This window comes from Microbacterium sp. T3-8 (genome assembly GCF_055398145.1).
The window spans coordinates 1,019,838-1,040,819 of the sequence record NZ_AP027918.1 but is presented as its reverse complement, the minus strand read 5'-3'; the positions used below and the strand labels follow the sequence as shown (position 1 = coordinate 1,040,819).

The 20,982-nt window shown below is 68.9% G+C and carries 20 protein-coding genes, 1 tRNA gene and 1 pseudogene; 7 read left to right on the top strand and 15 right to left on the bottom strand.

Annotation, left to right across the window (positions count from 1 at the left end):
- Positions 1 to 9: 9 nt before the first annotated feature.
- Genes treZ through ACZ5Y9_RS04885 form a run of 4 tightly spaced genes read right to left on the bottom strand, consistent with a single transcriptional unit; the run spans position 10 to position 6,708 of the window.
- The gene (gene treZ, locus ACZ5Y9_RS04900; RefSeq protein ID WP_464472439.1) at positions 10 to 1,794 is read right to left on the bottom strand and encodes a malto-oligosyltrehalose trehalohydrolase; all 1,785 of its coding nucleotides are present in this window, start codon (positions 1,792 to 1,794) and stop codon (positions 10 to 12) included.
- A complete protein-coding gene (gene treY, locus ACZ5Y9_RS04895) occupies positions 1,791 to 4,139 on the bottom strand; it encodes a malto-oligosyltrehalose synthase (protein ID WP_464472438.1) in 2,349 nt (782 codons plus the stop codon). Before treY ends, treZ begins: the two co-directional genes overlap by 4 nt.
- On the bottom strand, positions 4,136 to 6,388 hold the full coding sequence (gene glgX / locus ACZ5Y9_RS04890; protein ID WP_247623399.1) for a glycogen debranching protein GlgX: 2,253 nt from the start codon (positions 6,386 to 6,388) through the stop codon (positions 4,136 to 4,138). The genes treY and glgX overlap by 4 nt, the downstream gene beginning before the upstream one ends.
- On the bottom strand, positions 6,385 to 6,708 hold the full coding sequence (locus ACZ5Y9_RS04885; RefSeq protein ID WP_247623400.1) for a hypothetical protein: 324 nt from the start codon (positions 6,706 to 6,708) through the stop codon (positions 6,385 to 6,387). Before ACZ5Y9_RS04885 ends, glgX begins: the two co-directional genes overlap by 4 nt.
- Between ACZ5Y9_RS04885 and ACZ5Y9_RS04880 the strand changes: the two genes are divergently transcribed.
- Positions 6,707 to 7,261, top strand: a complete 555-nt coding sequence (locus ACZ5Y9_RS04880) for a sigma factor (protein ID WP_464472437.1) — start codon at positions 6,707 to 6,709, stop codon at positions 7,259 to 7,261. The genes ACZ5Y9_RS04885 and ACZ5Y9_RS04880 overlap by 2 nt on opposite strands.
- Here the strand turns inward: ACZ5Y9_RS04880 and ACZ5Y9_RS04875 are convergent.
- The 5 genes from ACZ5Y9_RS04875 to ACZ5Y9_RS04855 all read right to left on the bottom strand — a co-directional run bounded on the left by ACZ5Y9_RS04875 (position 7,228) and on the right by ACZ5Y9_RS04855 (position 10,847).
- Positions 7,228 to 7,587: a hypothetical protein gene (locus ACZ5Y9_RS04875; protein WP_464472436.1), complete on the bottom strand. Its 360-nt coding sequence runs from the start codon at positions 7,585 to 7,587 to the stop codon at positions 7,228 to 7,230. The two genes, ACZ5Y9_RS04880 and ACZ5Y9_RS04875, sit on opposite strands and share 34 nt — an antisense overlap.
- The gene (locus ACZ5Y9_RS04870) at positions 7,584 to 7,928 is read right to left on the bottom strand and encodes a hypothetical protein (RefSeq protein ID WP_464472435.1); all 345 of its coding nucleotides are present in this window, start codon (positions 7,926 to 7,928) and stop codon (positions 7,584 to 7,586) included. The genes ACZ5Y9_RS04875 and ACZ5Y9_RS04870 overlap by 4 nt, the downstream gene beginning before the upstream one ends.
- Positions 7,925 to 8,512 carry a hypothetical protein gene (locus ACZ5Y9_RS04865; RefSeq protein ID WP_464472434.1) on the bottom strand — a complete coding sequence of 196 codons (588 nt, stop codon included), beginning with the start codon at positions 8,510 to 8,512 and terminating at the stop codon, positions 7,925 to 7,927. Before ACZ5Y9_RS04865 ends, ACZ5Y9_RS04870 begins: the two co-directional genes overlap by 4 nt.
- 65 nt (positions 8,513 to 8,577) lie before the next feature.
- Positions 8,578 to 10,506, bottom strand: a complete 1,929-nt coding sequence (locus ACZ5Y9_RS04860; RefSeq protein ID WP_464472433.1) for an alpha/beta hydrolase — start codon at positions 10,504 to 10,506, stop codon at positions 8,578 to 8,580.
- The gene (locus tag ACZ5Y9_RS04855) at positions 10,503 to 10,847 is read right to left on the bottom strand and encodes a hypothetical protein (RefSeq protein WP_336640984.1); all 345 of its coding nucleotides are present in this window, start codon (positions 10,845 to 10,847) and stop codon (positions 10,503 to 10,505) included. The genes ACZ5Y9_RS04860 and ACZ5Y9_RS04855 overlap by 4 nt, the downstream gene beginning before the upstream one ends.
- A 105-nt stretch (positions 10,848 to 10,952) precedes the next feature.
- Between ACZ5Y9_RS04855 and ACZ5Y9_RS04850 the strand changes: the two genes are divergently transcribed.
- Entirely contained in the window at positions 10,953 to 11,600 is a 648-nt protein-coding gene (locus ACZ5Y9_RS04850; RefSeq protein WP_404597680.1) for a LysE family translocator, read from the top strand.
- A 35-nt stretch (positions 11,601 to 11,635) separates the two neighbouring features.
- On the opposite strand, the gene ACZ5Y9_RS04845 is transcribed toward ACZ5Y9_RS04850, so the two are convergent.
- Positions 11,636 to 12,262, bottom strand: a complete 627-nt coding sequence (locus ACZ5Y9_RS04845; protein WP_464472432.1) for a GyrI-like domain-containing protein — start codon at positions 12,260 to 12,262, stop codon at positions 11,636 to 11,638.
- 14 nt (positions 12,263 to 12,276) lie between these two features.
- Positions 12,277 to 12,831, bottom strand: a complete 555-nt coding sequence (locus tag ACZ5Y9_RS04840; protein WP_464472431.1) for a TetR/AcrR family transcriptional regulator — start codon at positions 12,829 to 12,831, stop codon at positions 12,277 to 12,279.
- Between the two features lie 88 nt (positions 12,832 to 12,919).
- On the opposite strand from ACZ5Y9_RS04840, the gene ACZ5Y9_RS04835 reads away from it, so the two are divergent.
- Together ACZ5Y9_RS04835 and ACZ5Y9_RS04830 are read left to right on the top strand one after the other, a co-directional pair.
- Positions 12,920 to 13,948, top strand: a complete 1,029-nt coding sequence (locus ACZ5Y9_RS04835) for a zinc-dependent alcohol dehydrogenase (RefSeq protein WP_247623411.1) — start codon at positions 12,920 to 12,922, stop codon at positions 13,946 to 13,948.
- Positions 13,948 to 14,517, top strand: coding sequence for a cysteine hydrolase family protein (locus ACZ5Y9_RS04830; protein WP_464472430.1), 570 nt, complete (start codon positions 13,948 to 13,950; stop codon positions 14,515 to 14,517). The genes ACZ5Y9_RS04835 and ACZ5Y9_RS04830 overlap by 1 nt, the downstream gene beginning before the upstream one ends.
- An 18-nt stretch (positions 14,518 to 14,535) precedes the next feature.
- Here the strand turns inward: ACZ5Y9_RS04830 and ACZ5Y9_RS04825 are convergent, their stop codons facing one another.
- Together ACZ5Y9_RS04825 and ACZ5Y9_RS04820 are read right to left on the bottom strand one after the other, a co-directional pair.
- On the bottom strand, positions 14,536 to 15,399 hold the full coding sequence (locus ACZ5Y9_RS04825) for an AraC family transcriptional regulator (protein ID WP_464472429.1): 864 nt from the start codon (positions 15,397 to 15,399) through the stop codon (positions 14,536 to 14,538).
- A gap of 191 nt (positions 15,400 to 15,590) precedes the next feature.
- Positions 15,591 to 15,680 (bottom strand) — tRNA-Ser (locus ACZ5Y9_RS04820).
- 163 nt (positions 15,681 to 15,843) lie between these two features.
- Between ACZ5Y9_RS04820 and ACZ5Y9_RS04815 the strand changes: the two are divergent.
- The 3 genes and pseudogenes from ACZ5Y9_RS04815 to ACZ5Y9_RS04805 all read left to right on the top strand — a co-directional run.
- A pseudogene (locus tag ACZ5Y9_RS04815) lies at positions 15,844 to 15,987 on the top strand (hypothetical protein); the annotation flags it as partial.
- Positions 15,957 to 17,618, top strand: coding sequence for a hypothetical protein (locus ACZ5Y9_RS04810; RefSeq protein ID WP_464472428.1), 1,662 nt, complete (start codon positions 15,957 to 15,959; stop codon positions 17,616 to 17,618). The pseudogene ACZ5Y9_RS04815 and the gene ACZ5Y9_RS04810, both read left to right, overlap by 31 nt.
- A complete protein-coding gene (locus tag ACZ5Y9_RS04805; protein WP_464472427.1) occupies positions 17,615 to 18,880 on the top strand; it encodes an MGH1-like glycoside hydrolase domain-containing protein in 1,266 nt (421 codons plus the stop codon). Before ACZ5Y9_RS04810 ends, ACZ5Y9_RS04805 begins: the two co-directional genes overlap by 4 nt.
- A 22-nt stretch (positions 18,881 to 18,902) precedes the next feature.
- Here ACZ5Y9_RS04805 and ACZ5Y9_RS04800 read toward each other — a convergent pair whose 3' ends face one another.
- Together ACZ5Y9_RS04800 and ACZ5Y9_RS04795 are read right to left on the bottom strand one after the other, a co-directional pair.
- Positions 18,903 to 19,907, bottom strand: a complete 1,005-nt coding sequence (locus tag ACZ5Y9_RS04800; RefSeq protein ID WP_247632904.1) for a LacI family DNA-binding transcriptional regulator — start codon at positions 19,905 to 19,907, stop codon at positions 18,903 to 18,905.
- The gene (locus ACZ5Y9_RS04795; RefSeq protein ID WP_247632905.1) at positions 19,904 to 20,911 is read right to left on the bottom strand and encodes a LacI family DNA-binding transcriptional regulator; all 1,008 of its coding nucleotides are present in this window, start codon (positions 20,909 to 20,911) and stop codon (positions 19,904 to 19,906) included. The genes ACZ5Y9_RS04800 and ACZ5Y9_RS04795 overlap by 4 nt, the downstream gene beginning before the upstream one ends.
- Positions 20,912 to 20,982: the final 71 nt, after the last annotated feature.

The window sequence follows — 20,982 nt, the reverse complement described above, 5'->3', positions numbered from 1 at the left end:
TCTAGCTTCTCACCCCGAGACGGCCTCCGGGCCCTCGGGGGGAGCGACGACGGCCGCCGATTCGGACGGGACGGTGATCTCTCCGTCGACGATGAGCGCCTCGCCCGTCGCCAGGAGCACCTCGTCACCGGGGCCGACCGCGAAGGACGCGGGCTCGGGCGACAGGTTCACCAGCACCGCCAGCGCACCGCGGTCGATCCGGTAGACACGGGCGTCGGGCGCGTTGCCTGCCGAGTTCGCGCTCACCTCGACCGTGACGCGGTTGCGCGACGAATCGGGGTCGGTGAGTTCGGGTCGGGCGCGGCGCAGCGCGATCAGATCGCGGTACAGCGCGTGCAGCCCGGCATGCGAGGGCCGGTCGAGTTCGGCCCAGTCGAGGTGCGAGCGCTCGAAGGTCTCCGGGTCCTGCGGGTCGGGCACCTGATCGGGGTCCCAACCCATGCGGGCGAACTCGGCGATGCGGCCCTCGGCGGTCGCGCGACCGAGCTCGGGCTCGGGGTGCGAGGTGAAGAACTGCCAGGGCGTGGAGGCTCCCCACTCCTCTCCCATGAAGAGCATGGGGGTTCCGGGAGCGGTGAGGGTGAGCACGGCCGCGACCGCGAGCCTCCCCGGCGACAGCGTCTGCGAGAGCCGGTCGCCCGCCGCGCGGTTGCCGATCTGGTCGTGGTCCTGGGCGAAGGTCACCAGTCGCCAGGCGGGGACCGTGTCGGGGACCGGTCGGCCGTGCGGACGCCCGCGGAACGACGAGAACGTGCCGTCGTGGAAGAACCCTCCGCGGGTGACCTTGGCGACGGCATCCGCCGCGGCGAAGTCCTCGTAGTAGCCCGCCGTCTCACCGGTCAGGGCCACGTGCACGGCGTGATGCCAGTCGTCGGACCACTGCGCCGTGAGCCCGTAGCCGCCCGCCTCGCGCGGGAGGATCAGCGTGGGGTCGTTGAGGTCCGACTCGGCGATCAGGGTGAGCGGCCGCTGCTGATGCGCCGACAGCGCATCGACCCGCTCGGCCAGCTCCTGCAGGATGTGCACGGGCTGCTCGTCGTGCAGAGCGTGCACCGCGTCGAGGCGGAGCCCGTCGACGTGGAAGTCGCGCAGCCACATCAGCGCGTTCTCGATGATGTACTCGCGCACCGCCGGCTCATCGAGGTCGATCGAGTCGCCCCATGTGTTGCGCTGACCGTCGCGCAGATACGGACCGAACTCGGGCAGGTAGTTGCCGCTCGGACCGAGGTGGTTGTACACGACGTCCTGGATGACGGCGAGACCGCGGGCGTGCGCGGCATCCACCAACCGCTGGTAGGCGCGCGGGCCGCCGTACTGCTCGTGCACCGCATACCAGAGCACGCCGTCGTAGCCCCAGTTCCAGAGGCCGTTGAAGGCGTTCACCGGCAGCAGCTCGATGTGCGTGACGCCGAGGTCGACGAGGTGGTCGAGCCGCTCGATCAGCGCGTCGAGGGTGCCCTCGGGGGTCATCGTGCCGACGTGCAGCTCGTAGATCACGCCGCCCGCGAGGGGGCGGCCGGTCCACGCGGCATCCGTCCAGGCGAAGGTCGACGCGTCGAATGCCGCCGACGGGCCGTGCACGCCGTCGGGCTGACGACGCGAGCGCGGGTCGGGGCGGGCTTCGTCGGCGTCATCGATCACGAAGCCGTAGCGGTCGCCCTCGGCGAGCGCCACGTCGGCGCGCCACCAGCCGTCGGATGCCGAGGCCAGCTCGGTGTCGTGGGGGGATGCCGCGGCATCCGCCCAGCGGCGCAGCCGCAGTCGCTGCGCCCGCGGCGCCCAGACCTCGATCATCGTGCCTCCATCAGCAGGGCGACGGGATAGGTGTCGAGCAGCTCGGCCAGGCGCACGGGGCCCGGGTCGATGCGGCGGCCGGTGAGCACATCGGTGGCCGCACTGTCGGGGCGCATCAGGAGCGTGTCGCCCCAGCCGCCACGGGCCGCGAGCCCTACGGGCAAGCGGGTCGCGACGACGGTGACGCGGCCGCGGTCGACCGCGACGGCATGGGCGGATGCGTCGCCCACGACCTCGGCCGGACGGTAGCGGGTGAACAGCTCGGAGTGGTCGCGGCGCAACCGGAGGGCGCGCGAGGTGACCAGCATCTTGGCGAGACCCGTGCCGTCGACCGCCGGGAGGAGCCCGTGCGCCACGTCGGTGTCGAGCGCGCCGAGCAGCTGCGCGTGCGCGGCGAAGTCGACCGGGCGTCGGTTGTCGGGGTCGACGAGCGACAGATCCCACAGCTCGCTGCCCTGATAGACGTCGGGCACGCCGGGACCGGTGAGCTGGAGCAGCTTGGCCGACAGCGAGTTCGACCGACCGAAGCCGGTGATCTCGGCGACGAACCCCTCGAGCGTCTCGCGGGCGGCTCCGTTCGCGGCATCGGCGATGGCGATCACGCCTCGGTCGAAGTCCTCGTCGGGGTGCTGCCAGGTCGTCGACTCGGCCGCCTCGCGCGCGGCCTTGAGGCCGTAGTCGCGCAGGCGTTCGGAGGTGATCGGCCAGGCGCCGACCGCCGCCTGCCACAGCAGCGAGTCGAGGGGACCGTGACCGGTCGAGGCGATCGCGCGCAGATCGGCGAGCACATCGGCCCAGCGCTGCGGCATCTCGGCGAGGACCGACAGCCGCGCCCGCACGTCTTCCGAGCGCTTGGTGTCGTGCGTCGAGAGCGTCGTCATCGAGTGCGGCCAGGCGGCGAGGCGGTCCTGCTGAGCCGCGTGGAACTCGGCCGGGGTCAGCGCCGCGATCGACGGGTCGCCGCCGACCTCGGTCAGGGTACCGAGGCGGGTGTAGCGGTAGAACGCCGTGTCCTCCACGCCCTTCGCCATCACCGCGCCACTCAACTGCGGGAACCGGTCGGCGATCTCGAGCGCCGTGTCGGCGAGGAGCGGGGCGAGCTCGGCGATCGGCCCCGCGAGATCCGGTTGGCGCCGGGAGGCCTCGGCGAGCGCCCGGTCCAGGTGCTCGCGTCCCGCGGGCAGATACGGGCGATACAGCGGGAAGCACGCCACGATCTCGGTGAGCGCGTCATCCGCGTCGACTATGCCGAACGGCAGGCTGCGCACGAGGCGTCGCACCTCGGACTGCAGGATCGTCTCGGCGATCATCCGCTTCGTCGTGTGCGTCAGGTCGTGCCACGACTCCGCCTCGGGAAGGCCGGTGTCGGCACGCAGACGGGAGTCGAGCGCGTCGAGCGCCGCGACACCGGCCGGGTCGATGAGCACGCGGTCGATCTCACCCAGGGCGTCGTACCCCGTGGTGCCGTCGGTGCGCCACCAGTCGGGCAGCGCCTCGCCCGGCTCGAGGATCTTCTCGACGAGCACGTACGCCCCGCCGGTCGCATCCGCCAGGCTCTCGAGGTAGCCGCCCGGATCCGACAGGCCGTCGGGGTGGTCGACCCGGAGCCCGTCGGCGAGGCCCTCGGTGATCCACCGGACGATCTCGCGGTGCGACGCCGCGAAGACATCGGGGAGTTCGACACGGATGCCGGCGAGCTCGGGCACCGCGAAGAACCGCCGGTAGTTGAGTTCGGTGTTCTGGTCCTCCCAGAACCGCAGCTCGTAGTGCTGCGCGGCGAGCAGGGCCGGCAGATCGTCGGCGAGCGCGGCCGTGCCGGGGGCCAGCGGGAGAACGTGTTCGAAGTAGGAGAGGGTGCCGTCCGGAGCATCCGTCTGCGGAGTCGTATCGACCACGAGGTCGCCCGACGTCACCACGTCGGCGGGCGCCGCGCCGAGGATCGGGAGGCGCACCCGGTCGTCGCCCCGTCGCCAGTCGATGTCGAACGCGACCGCGTGCGACGACGATCGACCGAGGCGCAGCACATCCCACCACCACGGGTTCGCGCGCGGAACGCCGACCCCCATGTGGTTCGGGACCGTGTCGATCAGGATGCCCAGGCCCGCTCCGTGCGCCGCAGCCGCGAAGCGCTCGAGTCCTTCCGCTCCCCCACGGCTCGGATCGACGCGCGAGTGATCGACGACGTCGTAACCGTGGTCGGATCCCGGAGTCGCGGCGAGCAACGGCGAGAGATACGCCCAGTCCGCACCGAGCGCGGCGAGGTACGGCGCGACGCGCGCCGCCTCGTCGAGCGTGAGGCGCGAGGTGATCTGCAGGCGGTACGTCGAGAGGGGGCGACGGGTCACGGGTTCTCCTCGTCCGGTGCCTCGGTCGGAGCGTCATCGGCCTCGGCGGCGGATGCGGCCGCAGCCGCCTCGACCGCCTCGACGTGCTCGGTCTGCGCACGCAGAGATGCCTCGACGGAGTCGTCGGTGTCGATCTCCGCCTCGGGGCGCTCGCGCAGCACGAGCAGCGACTGGGCCTCGAGGATGAGGTCGTCGCGCGGACGCAGGGTCGCGCCCTCGATCGACTGACCCGCCGTGTCGACGACGATCTCCCAGCCCTTCGCGAGCCGGGCCGGCGGCAGAACGGCATCGACCGCGGCATCCCCGCTGTTGAAGTAGACGAGGAAGTTCACGTCGGTGACGGGGCGCCCGCGCACGTCCTTCTCGCGGATGCCGTAGCCGTTGAGGAACATGCCGACCGAGAGTCCGAATCCGGAGTCCCAGTCCTCGGGCTTCATCGGGCGTCCGTCCGGCCGCAGCCAGACGACGTCGGGCACGCGCTCGCCGTCTTCGTCGCGCACGGGACGCCCGTCGAAGAAGCGGCTGCGTCGGAACGTCGGATGCTCGTGCCGCAGTCGGGCGACGGATGCGGTGAACTCGATCAGGGGCCGGTCGGCGGCATCCCAATCGACCCAGGTGATCTCGTTGTCCTGCGCGTAGCCGTTGTTGTTGCCGCCCTGCGTGCGGCCCAACTCGTCGCCGTGCGCGATCATCGGCACGCCCTGCGAGAGCAACAGCGTCGCCAGGAAATTGCGCTGCTGGCGCGCCCGGCGACGGTTGACATCGGCGTCGTCGGTCGGACCCTCCACCCCGTTGTTGTCGGAGCGGTTGTGGGATTCGCCGTCGTTGTTGTCTTCGCCGTTGGCCTCGTTGTGCTTCTCGTCGTACGACACGAGGTCGCGCAGGGTGAAGCCGTCGTGCGCGGTGACGAAGTTGATCGACGCCACGGGGCGACGGCCGGAGTGCTCGTAGAGATCGGCCGAGCCGGTCAGGCGCGACGCGAACTCGCCGAGCGCCTGCGGCTCTCCGCGCCAGAAGTCGCGGACCGTGTCGCGGTACTTGCCGTTCCACTCGGTCCACTGGGGCGGGAAATTGCCCACCTGGTAGCCGCCGGGGCCGACGTCCCACGGCTCGGCGATCAGCTTCACCTGCGAGACGATCGGATCCTGCTGCACGAGCTCGAAGAACGCCGCCAGCCGGTCGACGTCGTAGAACTCGCGAGCAAGGGTCGAGGCGAGATCGAAGCGGAACCCGTCGACGTGCATCTCGGTCACCCAGTAGCGCAGCGAGTCCATGATCAGCTGCAGCGCGTGCGGACTGCCGGCGTTGAGGCTGTTGCCCGTGCCGGTGTAGTCGGTGTAGTACCGCTTGTCCTCCTCCAACCGGTAGTACGCCCGGTTGTCGATCCCGCGCATCGAGAGCATCGGTCCCAGATGATTGCCCTCGGCGGTGTGGTTGTAGACGACGTCGAGGATGACCTCGATGCCCGCGGCGTGGAGGGCGCGGACCATCGCCTTGAACTCCTGCACCTGCTGACCCTGCTGGCCGTTCGAGGCGTAGTCGTTGTGCGGCGCGAAGAACGCGAGCGTGTTGTAACCCCAGTAGTTGGTGAGGCCCTTGTCCTGGAGCACCGAGTCGTGCACGAACTGGTGCACCGGCATGAGCTCGATCGCCGTCACCCCGAGGCGCACGAGGTGGTCGATGATGGCGGGATGCGCGATGCCCGCGTAGGTGCCGCGCAGGTCGTCGGGCACGTCGGGATGCTGAACGGTGAGGCCCTTCACGTGCGCCTCGTAGATCACGGTCTGCGCGTAGGGCGTCTTGAGCAGTCGGTCGCCCGCCCAGTCGAAGAACGGGTTGATGACCACGCCCTTCGCCATTGACGCGGCGGAGTCCTCGTCGTTGCGCGAGTCGGGGTCGCCGAAGTCGTAGCCGAAGAGCGACTGCCCCCAGTCGATGTCACCCGCGACGGCCTTGGCGTAAGGGTCGAGCAGCAGCTTGTTGGGGTTGAACCGCTGACCCTCGGTGGGGTCGTAGGGGCCGTGCACGCGATAGCCGTAGAGCTGCCCCGGCTGCACCGCCGGCAGGTAGCCGTGCCAGACGAACGCATCGACCTCGGTCAGCTCCACACGCTGCTCGGTGCCGTCGGCGTCGAACAGGCACAGCTCGACCTTCTCGGCGCATTCGCTGAAGAGGGCGAAGTTGGTTCCCTGTCCGTCGTAGGTGGCCCCCAGGGGGTAGGGCGTTCCCGGCCAGATCTCGAGGCTCATGCCGTGATCTTAGGCGCACGCGGTGACGCGGCTGTTTCGGCGACGATCTCCACGGCGCGGTGGAAGTCGTGAACCTGGGCGATCTCGCTCGCCTGGGCGTAGGGGTGGCCGACGTAGCAGACGAACACGGGCGGCACGACCTCGACGAAACCGACGGGGCCGTCGTGCAGCACGACGTAGCGGTCGGGGTCGACGCGCTCGTACGAGACCTCGCTCGGAGCGTCTGCGGTGGCCGGGGTGTCGGCGGCGGGCGAGTGGACGAGTCCGTGCTCGTCACCGCCGCATGCGGAGCCGGGGGATGTGCGGGTCTGTGCAGTCATGCGGGCTCCTGTGATTCTGTTTGTGGTGTCGACGATAGGCGCGCGCAGGGAATCGGAGAATGCCATTGCCAGAGCGGTAGGCCAGCGGTTAGCATCGGCAGTTCTCTTCATCACGCCCGGCGTCACAGATCGCCGCGCTATCCGGTCAGAGCGGGTGGAGCCGACAGCTCCGCGTGGAGAAGAGGAGACCATGCCCGACGAGCTGTCGCCCGCCGACGGCCTGAACGATGCGCTCGAGACCTTCGACGCTCATCGTCGTCGCCTCTTCGGCGTCGCCTACCGGATGCTGGGCAGTGTGTCGGATGCCGAAGACATCGTGCAGGAGACGTGGATCCGCGCGGTGGTGAGCATTTTGAGCACTCGGCAGCTCATCAGGAAGACACCGCGCAACTCGAGAAGCTCTCGCCGAGGAGGTCGTCAGCTACACCGACGGCAACGGGGTCAAGATCGCCGCCACGCTCGTCGAAGACGGGGTCGTCACGACCATGGTCAAGTTATCCACAGCCCGATCCAAACCACTCATGACCACCCCCACGGATGCTCGAGCATGTAGAGGAGCAGGACGGGGCCGAGCGCCGCGATGGCGAGTGCGCCGAGCGCGCCGAAGATCTTGGTCGCGAGCGATCCGAATCGACTACGGAAGTGCACGTTCTTGTAGATGAACGCGGCGAGGACGATTGACACCCCGTACTGCAGGTACTGCCAGATCGGTACGAAGTTCAGGTACGCCGACCACGCCGTCCAGAGCGGGAATGCCACCCACAGGCACAGCGCCGCGAGCATGGAGCCCCATGCCGCCGACCGTGCTCTTTCTCGTTGCGCCGAGTTCGGAACGTAGGGATGCTCGGGCGCTGCGGTGCGTTCGAGGTCGTCGCTCATGCGCCCGGGAACTGTGAGTAGATCATGCCCAGCACCAGCGATTCGAGCATTCCGAGCGCCCCATAGAGCGCCGCCTGCCGGTTGCCCCACAGCGCGAAGAACAGAACCAACAGTGACGCCACACCGAACACCCACCAGACCATCGCGAGATAGCCGAAGATGGCGAGCCCGATGATGCCGTAGATCGGCACCGCCAGGATGACAAACGACAACCCAGTGACGATCAGTGGCGTGAACACCACGATCGCGCCGAAGGTCTCGGCTCTGTCGCGCTTCGCCTTCGGCATCGCCGATGGCTGAAGCGGTGCGATGGGCGGCACGCCCGCCCTGTCGTCGCTCATGATTCAGGAGTCGGAGTCGGAGTCGGGCTCGGCGCTGGAAGTCCGAACGGCGGCAGCACGGACGGGTGAGCACGCTCGGGTGCGTTCAGATCCGACACCCCGTCGGGGAACATCAACGCTCTCAACTCCGCCTGGCTACCCGACTCGCATGATCCGGTGACCTTCAGATGCACGATGTCGTTCGCCGTTCCTGGCGTGAGGGTGACGAGCAGATCTTCAACATGCGCTGCGGGGTTCGAGGCCTCGATATTCACCGATGCGACGCCGCCACTATAAGTAAGTAGCCGAATATCCGACCATCCATGCTCGTCCAACCAGCGCATGATTGCATCCGCCTTCGCCTCGGTCGTTTCCTGCGGCAGCCACCATCCATCATCGAGAGGCGTCGTGCGACTGAACGCGAATCGATATCCGCTACTCCCGCACTCTTCCGGAATTACGCCCCAGCCACCAAGATCCCATTCACCATCAAAGACGTAGAGCTGCAGATCAGCGACTTCTTCACGCATCGATGAGTAGACGTCGTGTGCCTGGCCATACAAATCGTGTCCACTCGGGGAGCACCCTGCTGTCATCATGATCATCGCTCCTAAAGCCACTACGGAAATCCACCGCCGAGACGCTCCGCCAACCCGGTCCGTCGAAGCCGTCACTGCCGTCCCTCCACCCGCTCGGCGTAGTCCGCCACCGCTTGGAGGAACGATTGCCCGCGTGGATCGAGATATCCGACGCTGTCCGCAGGCGCGTACGAGAAAGTGAAGCCGGGCGACCGGTGGAGACGATAGAGCCAATCCGTCGACGCTCCTGCGTTGTGGCCGCCTGTGGGCAGACCGATCACCGGACGAAGGTCCGGCGTGACGTAGTCCGTCACTGTGCCCCCGTCAGATCCGAATATCTCGACGCCCTCGCTCGCGGCGGGGTCGACGGAGTGTGTGGAGAGCACTGGTGGTCGTCCCCAGATTGCGATCCAGTCGGAGGTGGCGCCGGTCACGGAGACGCTGGCGTCTCCGTGAGAGATTGCATCCTCCATTGCAGCGTTGCCTTCCGGAGTGAGACCTGCCGACCCGAAAAGGGTCATGTGGTCGAAGACACCGGGCGATTGTGCGTTGCTCAACGTGACCGCCGTCGTCCCGAGCGAGTGCGCCCAGCCCTCCTGCCAGGCATCAGGGTTCACGTAGCGCAGCCCCTCGACCATCGCCGCGACACGACTGGCACCATTGGCGGGAAGCTCGTCATCCCACACAGACCACATCCCGCCGGAGTCCCACTCCATCTGCAGAATCACAGCCGTCGAAGCATCGATGTGACGGAAGTCGACTTGCTGATTCGTGTAGTCGTACACATCTCGCGCAACCTGACCCCACTCACCCAGAGTGCCGACATCGGTCTCGATGCCGTGCGTGATCGTGATCACCTGGGTGGCCGTGTCCGGGTTTCCACGGACTAGTGAGGCCCGCACGTCCCCGGTTTCATCGATGAAGGCGGAGAGGACTCGAAGTTCTCGGTCCTGCTGATCCCAAAGCAGATTGAGCTTCTTACGCTGGTCGTCCGTCAGTGTCGGATCATCGAGCAACCGCTCGACCTCGCGCGTCGACCACGGCACGCGATCCGCCGTCTTGACACCATTGAGATTCCCGATCGACGCGGGCGCTCTATCCCAGAGGGTGGCCAACGGGCCGGTGACCCATTTGCCCGAGGCATCCGCTGTCGACCGGTTCCGGAGACGATCCCAGATCTCGTTGGCCTTCGCGGGAGGGATGAACCCGATAGCCGCGAAGAACTCAGGGTGGGCGGCCAACCAGTCAGAGACGTCCTTCTCCCCCGCCGTCGTGAACCAGTTGATGCGGTCTGCTGCCGCACGGGCGATGGCGAGATCGAGGTAGTCCCCGAGCGACACCACGGTCGGCGCCGTGCCGGGCCCCGACGAGAGGCCGGGTGGGATGAGCCCCCAAGCCGTCTGCGCGGTCGTCACCGCCTTCCCCGAGGATTGATAGATCTCATCGCCACCCTCGATCCCGCGCAGCTTGTCGGCAAGGTCTTGCTCTGCCTGATCGACCGAGCGATTGAACATCTCGACTTCCAAGGCGAGCCGTTCCGCCTCTTGATCGAGCAGCCCGAGGTTCACCTTCGCCGTGGTGTACGCATCCGTCTCCGGATGGTTCCTCCCGTTGATCACCGGGTCGTTCTCACGGTCGGCCTGGAACGTCGCGATCTCCTGATCGAGGATCAGGGAATGCGAGTAGTGCCGCTCGTTGAGATTCTGGATCGTCCCTTGTAGATCGGTGCGCGTCTGCTCGAGCACGGCGAACACGTTGCCGGCAGCATCCGCCAGAGCCTTCTTCGCGGCGTCCATCGCATCGCGGAACCCTTTCGAGGATTCCGACGGCGTCATCATCGCTCCGGATGTGTCGCCTGCCGGAATGAGAGTGAACGCGCCTTCCAGCTCCACCCATTGGGTCCTCACCGCATCCATCGTCTCCACGACCAGGGTTCCGAGCGATTCGGCGCTTGTGCCGAGTGCCGACATCGCCGTCGAGGAGGGCACCTCGCGCAACGTGTGCGAGACGAAGGCGCTCACGAGATCTTCACCTGCCCCTCGAAGATCCCCGGGTGTTCTGAGCGCCAAGTCTCCGCCATGACCTCATCACCCGCCGTGATCGCGAGCACACCTTCCACCACCGCGGCCGCCGCATTCGACACTGCGGTGATCGCCTTCCCCGGCACCAGTGCGCGCACTTCGAGGAAGTCGTCCCATGCCTCGGCGAGAGTCGTGCGCCCGGTCACGATGAGGTCGGAGCGACGCTCGGCGAGAGCCTGGGCGTCCTTCACCGCCTGCCCCAGAGGCTCCCCCGCCACGTCCACGTTCTGCAGCACGACCGATACCTGCTCGGGCGATACCGACCATCCATCATCAACCATTCGAACCTCCGATCTCGAAGGCGAGATTACGACAGATCGACCCCAGATGAAGACATATGAACCGCATCTGTGGAGAGCATATTGATATGCCTTTAGGATCGGCTCATGTTCGCTCCCGAGACGCTGCTCGCGTTCGTCGTCGCCGCGTTCGTGATGGTCGTGATCCCCGGGCCGACGGTGCTCTTCACCATCGGTCGATCGATCGCTCTGGGCCGGGTCGGCGGGTTCCTCAGCATCCTCGGCACCGCCGTCGGATCGATCGTGCTGGTGCTCGCCGTGGCCCTCGGCGTCGGTACGGTGATCGCGCAGTCCGTGATCCTGTTCACGATCGTGAAGGTGCTCGGCGCCGGCTACCTCGTGTTCCTCGGCATCCAGGCGATCCGGCACCGGCACGATGCCGCCGCAGCCGCGACCGCACCAGCCACGCGCAAGTCCGGCACCCGGCTGCTCTTCGAAGGCTTCATCGTGGGGCTCACCAACCCGAAGTCGATCGCGTTCTTCCTCGCGATCCTCCCCCAGTTCGTCGACCTGCACGCGGGCTCCGTGCCGCTGCAGCTCTTCGTGCTCGGCGTCATCGTCGTCGCGATCGGCGTCAGCTGCGACGCGATCTGGGTGCTGCTCGCGAGCGCGGCGCGCGACTGGTTCGGCCGCTCACCGCGCCGCCTCTCGACCATGTCGGCCACGGGCGGCGGCATGATGATCGGGCTCGGCGCCTTCCTGCTGCTGTGGAGCGAGAAGCCCGCGACGGCGTGAGCGCGGGCGGTGGCCCTTCGTCTCGTTTCGCTCGCTCAGGGACCCGCGGGAGCCACCGGCTGCCGCAGGATCGTGCGGAGTTTGGCCGGCTCGACCCGGCGCGCGTCGCTGAGATAGATCTCGTGGTGGATGCCGCGCATCTCCAACCCGTTGCCGGGGATGAAGCGGTGGTGCAGATCCTCGAGCACGGGCGCCTCGTCGTCGTACGAACCGACGTGCAGCGTCTGCACGCACAGCCCCTCGTCGAAGGTCTCGAGCCGCACCGCCGACAGGCTCGGCGAGGCATCCTTCTTCGCCGCGGCCTTGTCGCGCGCCGCCTCGACCATCTCGGCGGTGACATGGTCGGGAACCATGATCATCATCGTCCACAGCCACGTCGACTTGTCGCGGCGCGAGGTGAACGACGCCATGTCCTCGGCATGCCAGATGCCCTCCAACGGCATGACGACGGTGTCGACGCCGAGCTGCGCGCGGCTCGCGAACTTGACCCCGTAGGCGATCGGATACAGCGCGGCGAGGGCATCCGCGTAGGCCTGCGACACGTTCGGATCGCCGGCACCGTCGATCATCAGGTACTGCATCGGCGGCACGTCGACGAGCCGGAACACCCCGCGCTTCGCCTGGTACGCGTCGAGCGTCTTCTTCAGATCGGTGGCCGGCATCGCGAGTCCTTCCGTCATCCGCGGGTGAGCAGGTCGCCGAGGTCCCGCACGCGGCGCAGCGCCTCGGCATCGCGGGAGACGATCGCCGCGACCATCGCCCCGAGCAGCGCATCCGCGACGAGCTCGTGCCCCTCGCGTCCCGCCGCCGCGAACGAACGCTCGATCGCATTCCGCAGCGGAGCGAGGAAGTGGCCGACCATGCGCTGCCGAGCCAATTCATCGGATGCCGAGGCCACGAGCAGCGCCCGGAACAGTGCGGCGTCGGCATCCGCTTCGATCGAGGCGATCGAGCTCTGCAGCCAGAGGTCGATGTCGGCACGGAGGTCCCCGGTCGCGGCGACGACGACCAGTTCGACCGGCAGCACGTCGTCGAGCACGCAGTCGGCGACGAGCGCCTGCTTCGTCGGCCAGCGGCGGTAGAGCGTCTGGCGCGGCACGCCGGCCGCGGCGGCGATGTCGCTCATCGCGACGCCCTCGTAGCCGCGGGCGAGGAGGAGCTCACGGGTGGCGCGGAGCGCGGCCGCGCGGGTGCGCTGATCCGGGGGCCGCCCGATCCGAGATTCCGCCATGAGTCGAGAGTACCGAAGGTGTTCCGCTACTTATGTGACATGTGTAACATAAGTGCCGCGTGAACTTCCGACCCGAATGGAGCCCCCGATGAGATCAGTACTGGTGACCGGCCCCGGCGAGACGACCGTCGTCGACGTCGACGCCCCCACCGCCGGCCCGCGCGACGTGCTCGTGCGCGTGCGCGCCTGCGGCATCTGCGGCTCCGACCACATGTACACGACCTATGGCGGCATCCCTCCGCGCCAGGGCGCGACGCCGCTCGGTCACGAACCGGCAGGCGAGGTCGTCGAGGTCGGCGCCGAGGTCGATGGTGTCGCCGTCGGCGACCACGTCGTCATCAACGTCATGGCCACCGTCGACGGCCTGCTCGGCTCCGGCGGCGCGCAGGGCGCGCTCAGCGAGTACGTGGTGCTGCTCGATGCGAAGCCGGGTGAGCAGTTCCGTGTCATCCCACCGCACGTGCCGTTCAGCGTGGCCGCGCTCAACGAACCGATGGCGGTCGCCCGCCACGCGGTCAACCGCCTCGACCCCGCGCCGGAGCACCGGATCGCGATCTTCGGCGCCGGCCCGATCGGCCTCGGCGCCCTGCTCAGCCTCAAGCGCCGCGGCGTCGCGCACGTCGTCGTGATCGACATCGTGCGCAACCGCCTCGAGAAGGCGCTGGCGCTCGGAGCGGATGCCGTCATCGATTCCCGCACCGAAGACGTGGCCGCGCGGCTGATCGAGCTGCACGGCCGGTCGACGGGCATCGGATTGCGCGGCGAGCGCTCCTCCACCGAGGGATACATCGACGCCGCGGGTGCGCCGCAGGTGATCCGGACGGTGCTCGGTGTCGCCGGCAAGCGCGCCGTGCTCAGCGTGGTCGCCGTGCACAAGGCTCCGGTCGAGATCGACCTCGGCGGGCTCCTGACCACCGAGCTCGACATCCGTCTGTCGATGGGCTATCCCACCGAGATCTTCGAGGTGACCGACGACATCATCGACAACTGGCAGAAGTACGCGCAGATCATCAGCGACGAGATCTCCTTCGACCGCGTGCAGGACGCACTCGCCCTCGCCGCAACGCCCGGACAGGCCGAGAAGGTCGTCGTCACCTTCGGCGGAGAGAACGACTGATGCCGCTCGCACCCCTCGACGAGAACGTCGCGCTGATCGTCGTCGACCTCCAGGTCGCCACCGCGCCCCGCATGGAGCAGGACACCCTCGAGCGGGTCGTCGCGAACACGAACACGCTCGCCGCGGCGTTCCGGGCATCCGGCAAGCCGGTGGTCGTCGCCACGGTCAGCGGGTCGGTGCCCGGGCGCACCGAGATGACCAAGGCGCACGGGGTCTCGACGGTGCCCGCCGGTGGCGATGCACCCCTCCCCTCCCTGGCGACGGATGCCGCCGACATCCGCATCCGTCGCGCACCATGGAGCGCCTTCGCCGGCTCCGATCTGCACGACCAGCTCTCCCGCCGCGGCGTGACGCAGGTGGTCGTGACCGGCGTCGCCACCAGCATCGGGGTGGAATCGACCGCGCGAGACGCCTATGCGCTCGGTTACTCGGTGGCGCTCCCGACGGATGTCGTCATGGATTTCCGCCCGGACGTCGGTGCAGCGCACCTCGCGCAGATCGTTCCCCTGCTGGCCGAGGTCACGACGACCGAGGAGTTGATTGCCGCGCTGGGCGCGTCGGGTCACTGACGCGCGTCGCCGACCCGGTCACGCCTCTTCGATCGGCAACCAGAGCTCGCACGACGCGTGCGCACCGGTGAACTCCAGGTACCGCACGATCGAGGGCCCGGGCCGCAGCCGCCACGGGTTGGAGGGGAACCATTCGGTCGCCGTCGCCGCCCAGAGGTTCTGCAGCGTCTCGGGGAACGGCCCGTCGGCCGCGAATATCGCCCAGGAGCCGGCGGGCAGCGGCATCGCATCGAGGTCGGCGGGCACGGGCGACGACTCCTTCCGGGCCACGCCGTGCAGATAGGTGAGGGGGCTGCCTTCGGGTGCGTCGGGCTCGATGTCGGCGGTGACGGCCAGGATGCCGGTGGGCTCGGCATCCGACAGCGCCTTGAGGCGCGCGTGCTCTTCGGGAGCGATCGCGGCGATGTGCTCCTGGATGCGCGGGTTGACCCCGCGGTGGATCAGCGGGACGTCGACCGCGTGCCCGACGAGGACGATCGCGGGGTGATGGGTGATGGTGACGTGCATGGGAGTGCTCCCTTCAACGCTCAGGCGGAACCGGAGCGTGGGTTGTGTGCGAAGAGGTCCGCCGTCACGGCGCGCGTCGGCAGGCCCGATCCCGTGCACGGCTCGGAACGCTCGGCCGAAGGCTTCGACCGAGCCGTATCCGTGCCGCACGGCGACATCGAGAAGATCGGATGCCCCGGCGACGAGTTCCGCGCCTGCCCGAGTCATGCGGCGACGTCGCACGTACTCCGACAGCGGCATGCCCGCCAGCGTCGAGAACATCCGGCGCAGGTGGTACTCCGTGGTGCCGCGCGCGCGAGCGAATCCGGCGACATCGAGATCATCGACGTCGGTGCTCTCGACCAGGTCGACCAGAGCGTTCAGCGTGCCGATCATGCGTTCCTCCTCTGTGGATGCCCCAGCATCCCGCGCGTCCGGCTCCCCCCACCCGATCAGTCCGGACGGATTCGATCGGGTCGCACCCACGATCCATACCAAAGGATCGGCCCGTACCCTTTGGTATGGATCGGCGGCACGACTCCACCGGAGAGCGCGAAAAAGCCCCCGATCACTCGGGGGCTTCGCTGCGGAGACGAGGGGATTTGAACCCCTGGACCCCTTAAAGAGGTCTCCACCTTAGCAGGGTGGTGCACTAGGCCGGACTATGCGACGTCTCCAGGCATCCTCGCCCGAAAGCTCGGATGCACCTAGCCATCGTAACGGATTCCGCGGCATCCCACGAACCGGGACCGAACCCGGTCCGATCCCCGCCGGATTCCCCCGCTCGCCTTGCCCGACACCCGGCACGTACGGCAGGATTGAAACGTACCAATCCGGGCGATGGCCCACCTCGTGCAAGGACGCATCATGACGTGGAACCGCCCCGAACGCGACGAGCGCACCCTCGGGGACTGGACGATCGAGCGCCGCGACGATGAGCTCGCCGACCTGCAGTGGCGAGGGCATCGGGTGCTCCGCAGCATCCGCGCCGTGGTGCGCGACGGCGACTGGAACACCCTGCCCCTGACCTCGGCGAGATCACCGGCGACGACTCGCGCCTCGAGATCGCCGTGCGCACGACCGAGCCTGCGTTCGGGGGCGTGCTCCGCGCCACGGCCGACGCCGCCGAACTCGCCATCACCCTCGACCTGCGGGCGACGCGCGACGTCGACACCAACCGCACCGGACTCGTCGTTCTGCACCCACCCCAGGTCGCGGGAGCCGCCCTGCAGGTCGGCCACTCCGACGGCACGACCGAGCAGACCGCGTTCCCCGAGCGCATCAGCGCGCACCAGCCGGTCGTCGATATCACGTCCCTCGGCTGGACGCACGACGGCGCCGCGATCGACCTGGCGTTCGTCGGCGACGTGTTCGAGATGGAAGACCAGCGCAACTGGACGGATGCCTCGTTCAAGACCTACAACCGGCCACTCTCGCTCCCCTTCCCCTACCGCGTCATCGAGGGCGAGCACGTCGTGCAGGCCCTCCGGATCCAGGTTGAGGAAACGGCGGATGCCGAGATCCGCGCCGTTTCCGACACGATCCGCCTCACCCCTGCCGGCCCCTTCCCGTCGGTCGGGGTCGCCGCGGCATCCGCCCCCGATCCCGCTCCGGTCGTCGACCCCGTCGGCACGACCCTGCTCGTCGAGCTCGACCTCGCGAGTCGCGACTGGCGGGCGGCCATCGCCCGGGCCTCCACCTCCGGTCTCCCCCTCGACGTGCGCTTCGTGATCGACCCGGCGGCGCCCGAGAAGATATCGGATGCCGTCGCCGCCCTCGCGGGCATCGACCTCGTGCGCGCCACGGCCTTCCACCAGGTCAGCGATGCCCGGCACGTCTCAGACGGCGAGGCGATCGATCTGCTGCGCGCCGCCCTCGCCGCGCACGGCCGCACGCCCGCGGTGATCGGCGGCAGCCGCTCGCACTTCACCGAACTCAACCGCGAACTCCACCGCCTGCCCGACGACCTCGACGGGATCGCGGTCACCGTCACCCCGCTGTTCCACTCCGCCGACACCGAGCAGATCGTCGAGTCCGTCTCGATGCAGCGCCTCGTCGCCGAAGAGACCGTCGTGCGCGCGGCCGGGCGCCCCGTGCACATCGGCCCGGTTTCGCTCCGCCCCCGCTTCAACGACGTGGCCGCCTCCGCCCAACCGCTGTCGCCGCATGACGACCTGCGCGACGGCTACGGCCCGCAGTTCACCGGAACCGACGACGACCGCCAGCAGGCGCCCGAACTCGCCGCCTGGACGATCGCGAGCGCCGCGGCCCTGGCCGTGCCCGGGGTCACCTCGCTCGCGTGGTTCGAGGAGTGGGGGCCGCGCGGCATCCGCTCGTCCGACGGAGAGGACTTGCCCGTCGCGTCCGCCCTGCACGCGCTCGCCGCCCTCGCGGCGCGCGACGGCGCGACGCTGCTCACCGGACCCAGCCCCGACGGCCTGACCTGGGCGATCGGCGCCCGCACCGACGCCGGCGACGACATCCTCGTGGCCAACATCGCCGACGAGCCGCGCTCCCTGCACGTCTCGACCGACCGCGGCGAAGCAGCCGTCGCGCTCGCCCCTTCCGCCTTCACCCGCATCTCCCTCCCCCGAACCGAGGAATCGAACGCATGATCGACACCTGGAAGTCCGACCTCCGCACCTACGTCACCGAGCACGCGACGCAGATGACCCGCGAGCCCTCCGGCGTGCTCGCCCACCCGTACACGGTGCCCAGCTCGCCCGACTCCCCCTACTACTCGAACGCGCTGTGGGACTGGGACTCCTGGTTCATCAGCGTCGTGCTCGGCCAGGTCGAGCTCGAGACCGGCGAGGCGGGGCGCTTCGGCGCCTACGAGGAGGGCACGATCCGCAACTTCCTCGACCACACCGACGCCGACGGCGTGATGCCGCTGCTGCTCAAGCCCGAGGGTCCGCTGCTGCACGGCGACCCCTCGCGCGCCGCCGGGTTCTCGCAGAACATGCACAAGCCGATCATCGCCCAGCAGGCCGCACTGCTCAGCCGTCGCCGGGGCAGCGCCGAGTGGATCAGTGACGGCATCCCGGTGATCCAGTCGTTCCTCGAGCGCTACCTCGAGAGCCACATCCACGCCGAGACGGGCCTGGCGTACTGGCAGACCGACTTCGCGATCGGCGTCGACAACGACCCCTCGGTCTACTACCGCCCCGACCGCAGCACGGCCTCGATCTACGTCAACTCGCTGCTCTACCGCGAACTGCTCGCCTTCGGATCGCTGCTCGAAGACCTCGACCGGCTGCCCGAGGCGAATCGCTGGCGCGGACGCGCGCAGGACCTCGCCGACGCGATCAACACGCACCTGTGGGACGAGCGCGACGGCACCTACTACAGCGCCGACCTGGCCTTCCGCGAGATCGACGGCGACGACTGGCTGCACAGCGGCGCTCCGCGATCGTGGTCGGCGCTGCTGCTGCGGGTCGACAACTGGTCGAGCTTCCTGCCGCTGTGGGCGGGGTTCGCGTCGCAGGAGCAGGCCGAGCGGATGCGCGAACGCCTGCAGGACACCCGCACGTTCCGGGCGAACTTCGGGGTGCGCACCCTGTCGCGCCTCGAGAAGCCCTACAACCTGCGTGCGTCGAACAACCCCTCCAACTGGCTCGGACCGGTGTGGGGCATCAGCAACTACCTCGTCTTCCGAGGCCTCGAGAAGTACGGCTTCGCCGACGACGCCCGCGAGCTCGCGGAGCAGACCGTCGAGCTGTTCGGTCGAGACCTCGCCACGACAGGATGCCTGCACGAGTTCTACAACCCCGACACCGGGGAGGCGATCATGACGCGCAACTTCCAGAACTGGAACTTCCTCGTGCTCAACCTCATCGCGTACCTCGACGGACGCCCGGTCGTCGCGGAGTTCTGAGGCCGCGCGGGCGGGCCAGGGCTCAGGCCGTCGAGGCGCGCGCGACGAGTTCGGGCTGGAACACGATGTGCTCGGGCGCACGGCCCGGGTCGTCGGCGCTCTCGAGCAGCAGGCGCATCGCCGTCTCGCCCATGAGGTTGCTCGGTTGCCGCACCGACGAGAGGGGCACGGCCGCAGCCGCCGCGAAGTCGATGTCGTCGAAGCCGATCAGAGCGACGTCCTGGGGCACGCGGATGCCGTTCGTCAGCAGTCCCTGCAGCACCCCGAGCGCCACGAGGTCGTTGGCGCAGAAGATCGCGTCGGGGCGTTCCGACGCCGCGAGTGCGGCGACCTGATCGCCCGCGAGACGACCGGCGTCGACCGTCGACGCCGCCGAGGGAAGCGTGTCGAGCACGGCGCCGGGCACCTCCGCGATGGCGCGGCGTGCACCGCCGAGGCGGTCTTCCACCTGACGCATGTCGAGGGGGCCGCCGGCGAAGAGGATGCGGCGACGCCCGGTGTCGAGCAGGTGGCGAGCCGCGAGGTACCCGCCGGTCTCGTCGTCGACCGAGACGCTGCTGAACGAGTCGTCGGCGCCGCGCCGGTCGACGAGGACGGCGGGGATGCCCCGGTCGCGCATCCGGCGCAGGCGCGGTCCCGCCTCCTGATAGGGCGAGAGCAGGATGCCGCGCACGCGCTGCTGCTCGAAGAGGTCGATGTGCCGGGCCTCCTGCGCGACGTCCTCGTCACTGTTGGCGAGCACGACAGAGAGCCCGTGTCGGGCAGCTTCGCGCTCGGCGCCGCGGGCGAGCTCGGTGAAGAACGGGTTGCGCACGTCGAGCACCACCAGGCCGACCATCAGACTGTGCCCCGCGCGCAGTTGACGGGCGGCGTCGTTGCGCACGTACCCGAGCTCGGCAATCGCCTCGTGCACGCGCCGGACGGAGTCCTCTTTGACGCGGTCGACGTGGTTGAGCACGTTCGAGACCGTGCCCACCGACACCCCGGCGCGGTCGGCGACGTCGCGGATGCTCGCGGCCACGGTCATGCCCTCCCGGTGCTCGCGCGCACCACGAGCTGGGGTTCGAACATCCGATGCGGCGCGGCGATCGCGTTGCCGCCGATCGCGTCGAAGAGCAGGTCGACCACGGCGATGCCGAAGCCGTCGTGGCGGCCCATGACGCTCGTGAGCGGGATGAGCGAGGCTTCCGCGAACTCGATATCGTCGTAGCCGACGATTGCGGTCTGCCGCGGAACCTCGACGCCGCCGGCGACGAGGGCGTTCATGATGCCGAGCGCGAGGAGGTCGTTCGCGGCGAAAATGCCGTCGGGCATCATGTCCGCCGGGCGCGAGAGCAGCGCCGCCCCGATCCGCTTGCCGCCGCGCACGGTGCGATCGGGCTCGTCCATCACCTCGAGCGTCGCCGCCCCGAACTCGCGCACGACCTCGCCCGCACCGGCCAGACGCCCCGAGACCTGCGGGATGTCGAGCGGGCCACCGACGAACAGCAGGCGACGGCATCCGACCTCGATCAGGTGCTGCATCGCCTGGCGCCCGCCCGAGACCTCGTCGAGCGAGACGGAGGGCTGCTCGTCGGACTGCCCGCGCTGGCCGACCAGCACCGAGGGCGTGCCGCGACGGCGCACCTGCGCGAGGCGGTCTTCGACGGGCAGGTGCGACGACATGAGGAGTCCCTGCACGCGGTACTGCTCGAAGAGCTGGATGTAGTCGTTCTCGCGATCGCGGCTTCGGTGAGAGTTGGCGAGGAACACGGTGAAGCCGAGCTCGCTGGCGCGCAGCTCGACGCTCTCGGCGATCTCGGCGAAGTACGGGTTGCTCACGTCGGGCGCGATGTAGCCGATCGCGCTGCTCACCCCGAGGCGCAACTGCCGACCGGCGTTGCTGGGCACGAACCCGAGCGAGTCGATCGCGGCGCGGATGCGCTCGGCCTTGTCGGCCGAGACGCGGTCGGGGTGGTTGAGGTAGTTCGACACGGTACCCACGGCCACACCCGCGAGCACCGCCACGTCACGGATTCCGACTCGGGCCATGCGCGGCCTCCTTCGGCTCGGTGATCGATCAGTCACTTTACCGGCTCCTCTGCGACGCACCCGGAGCGGCA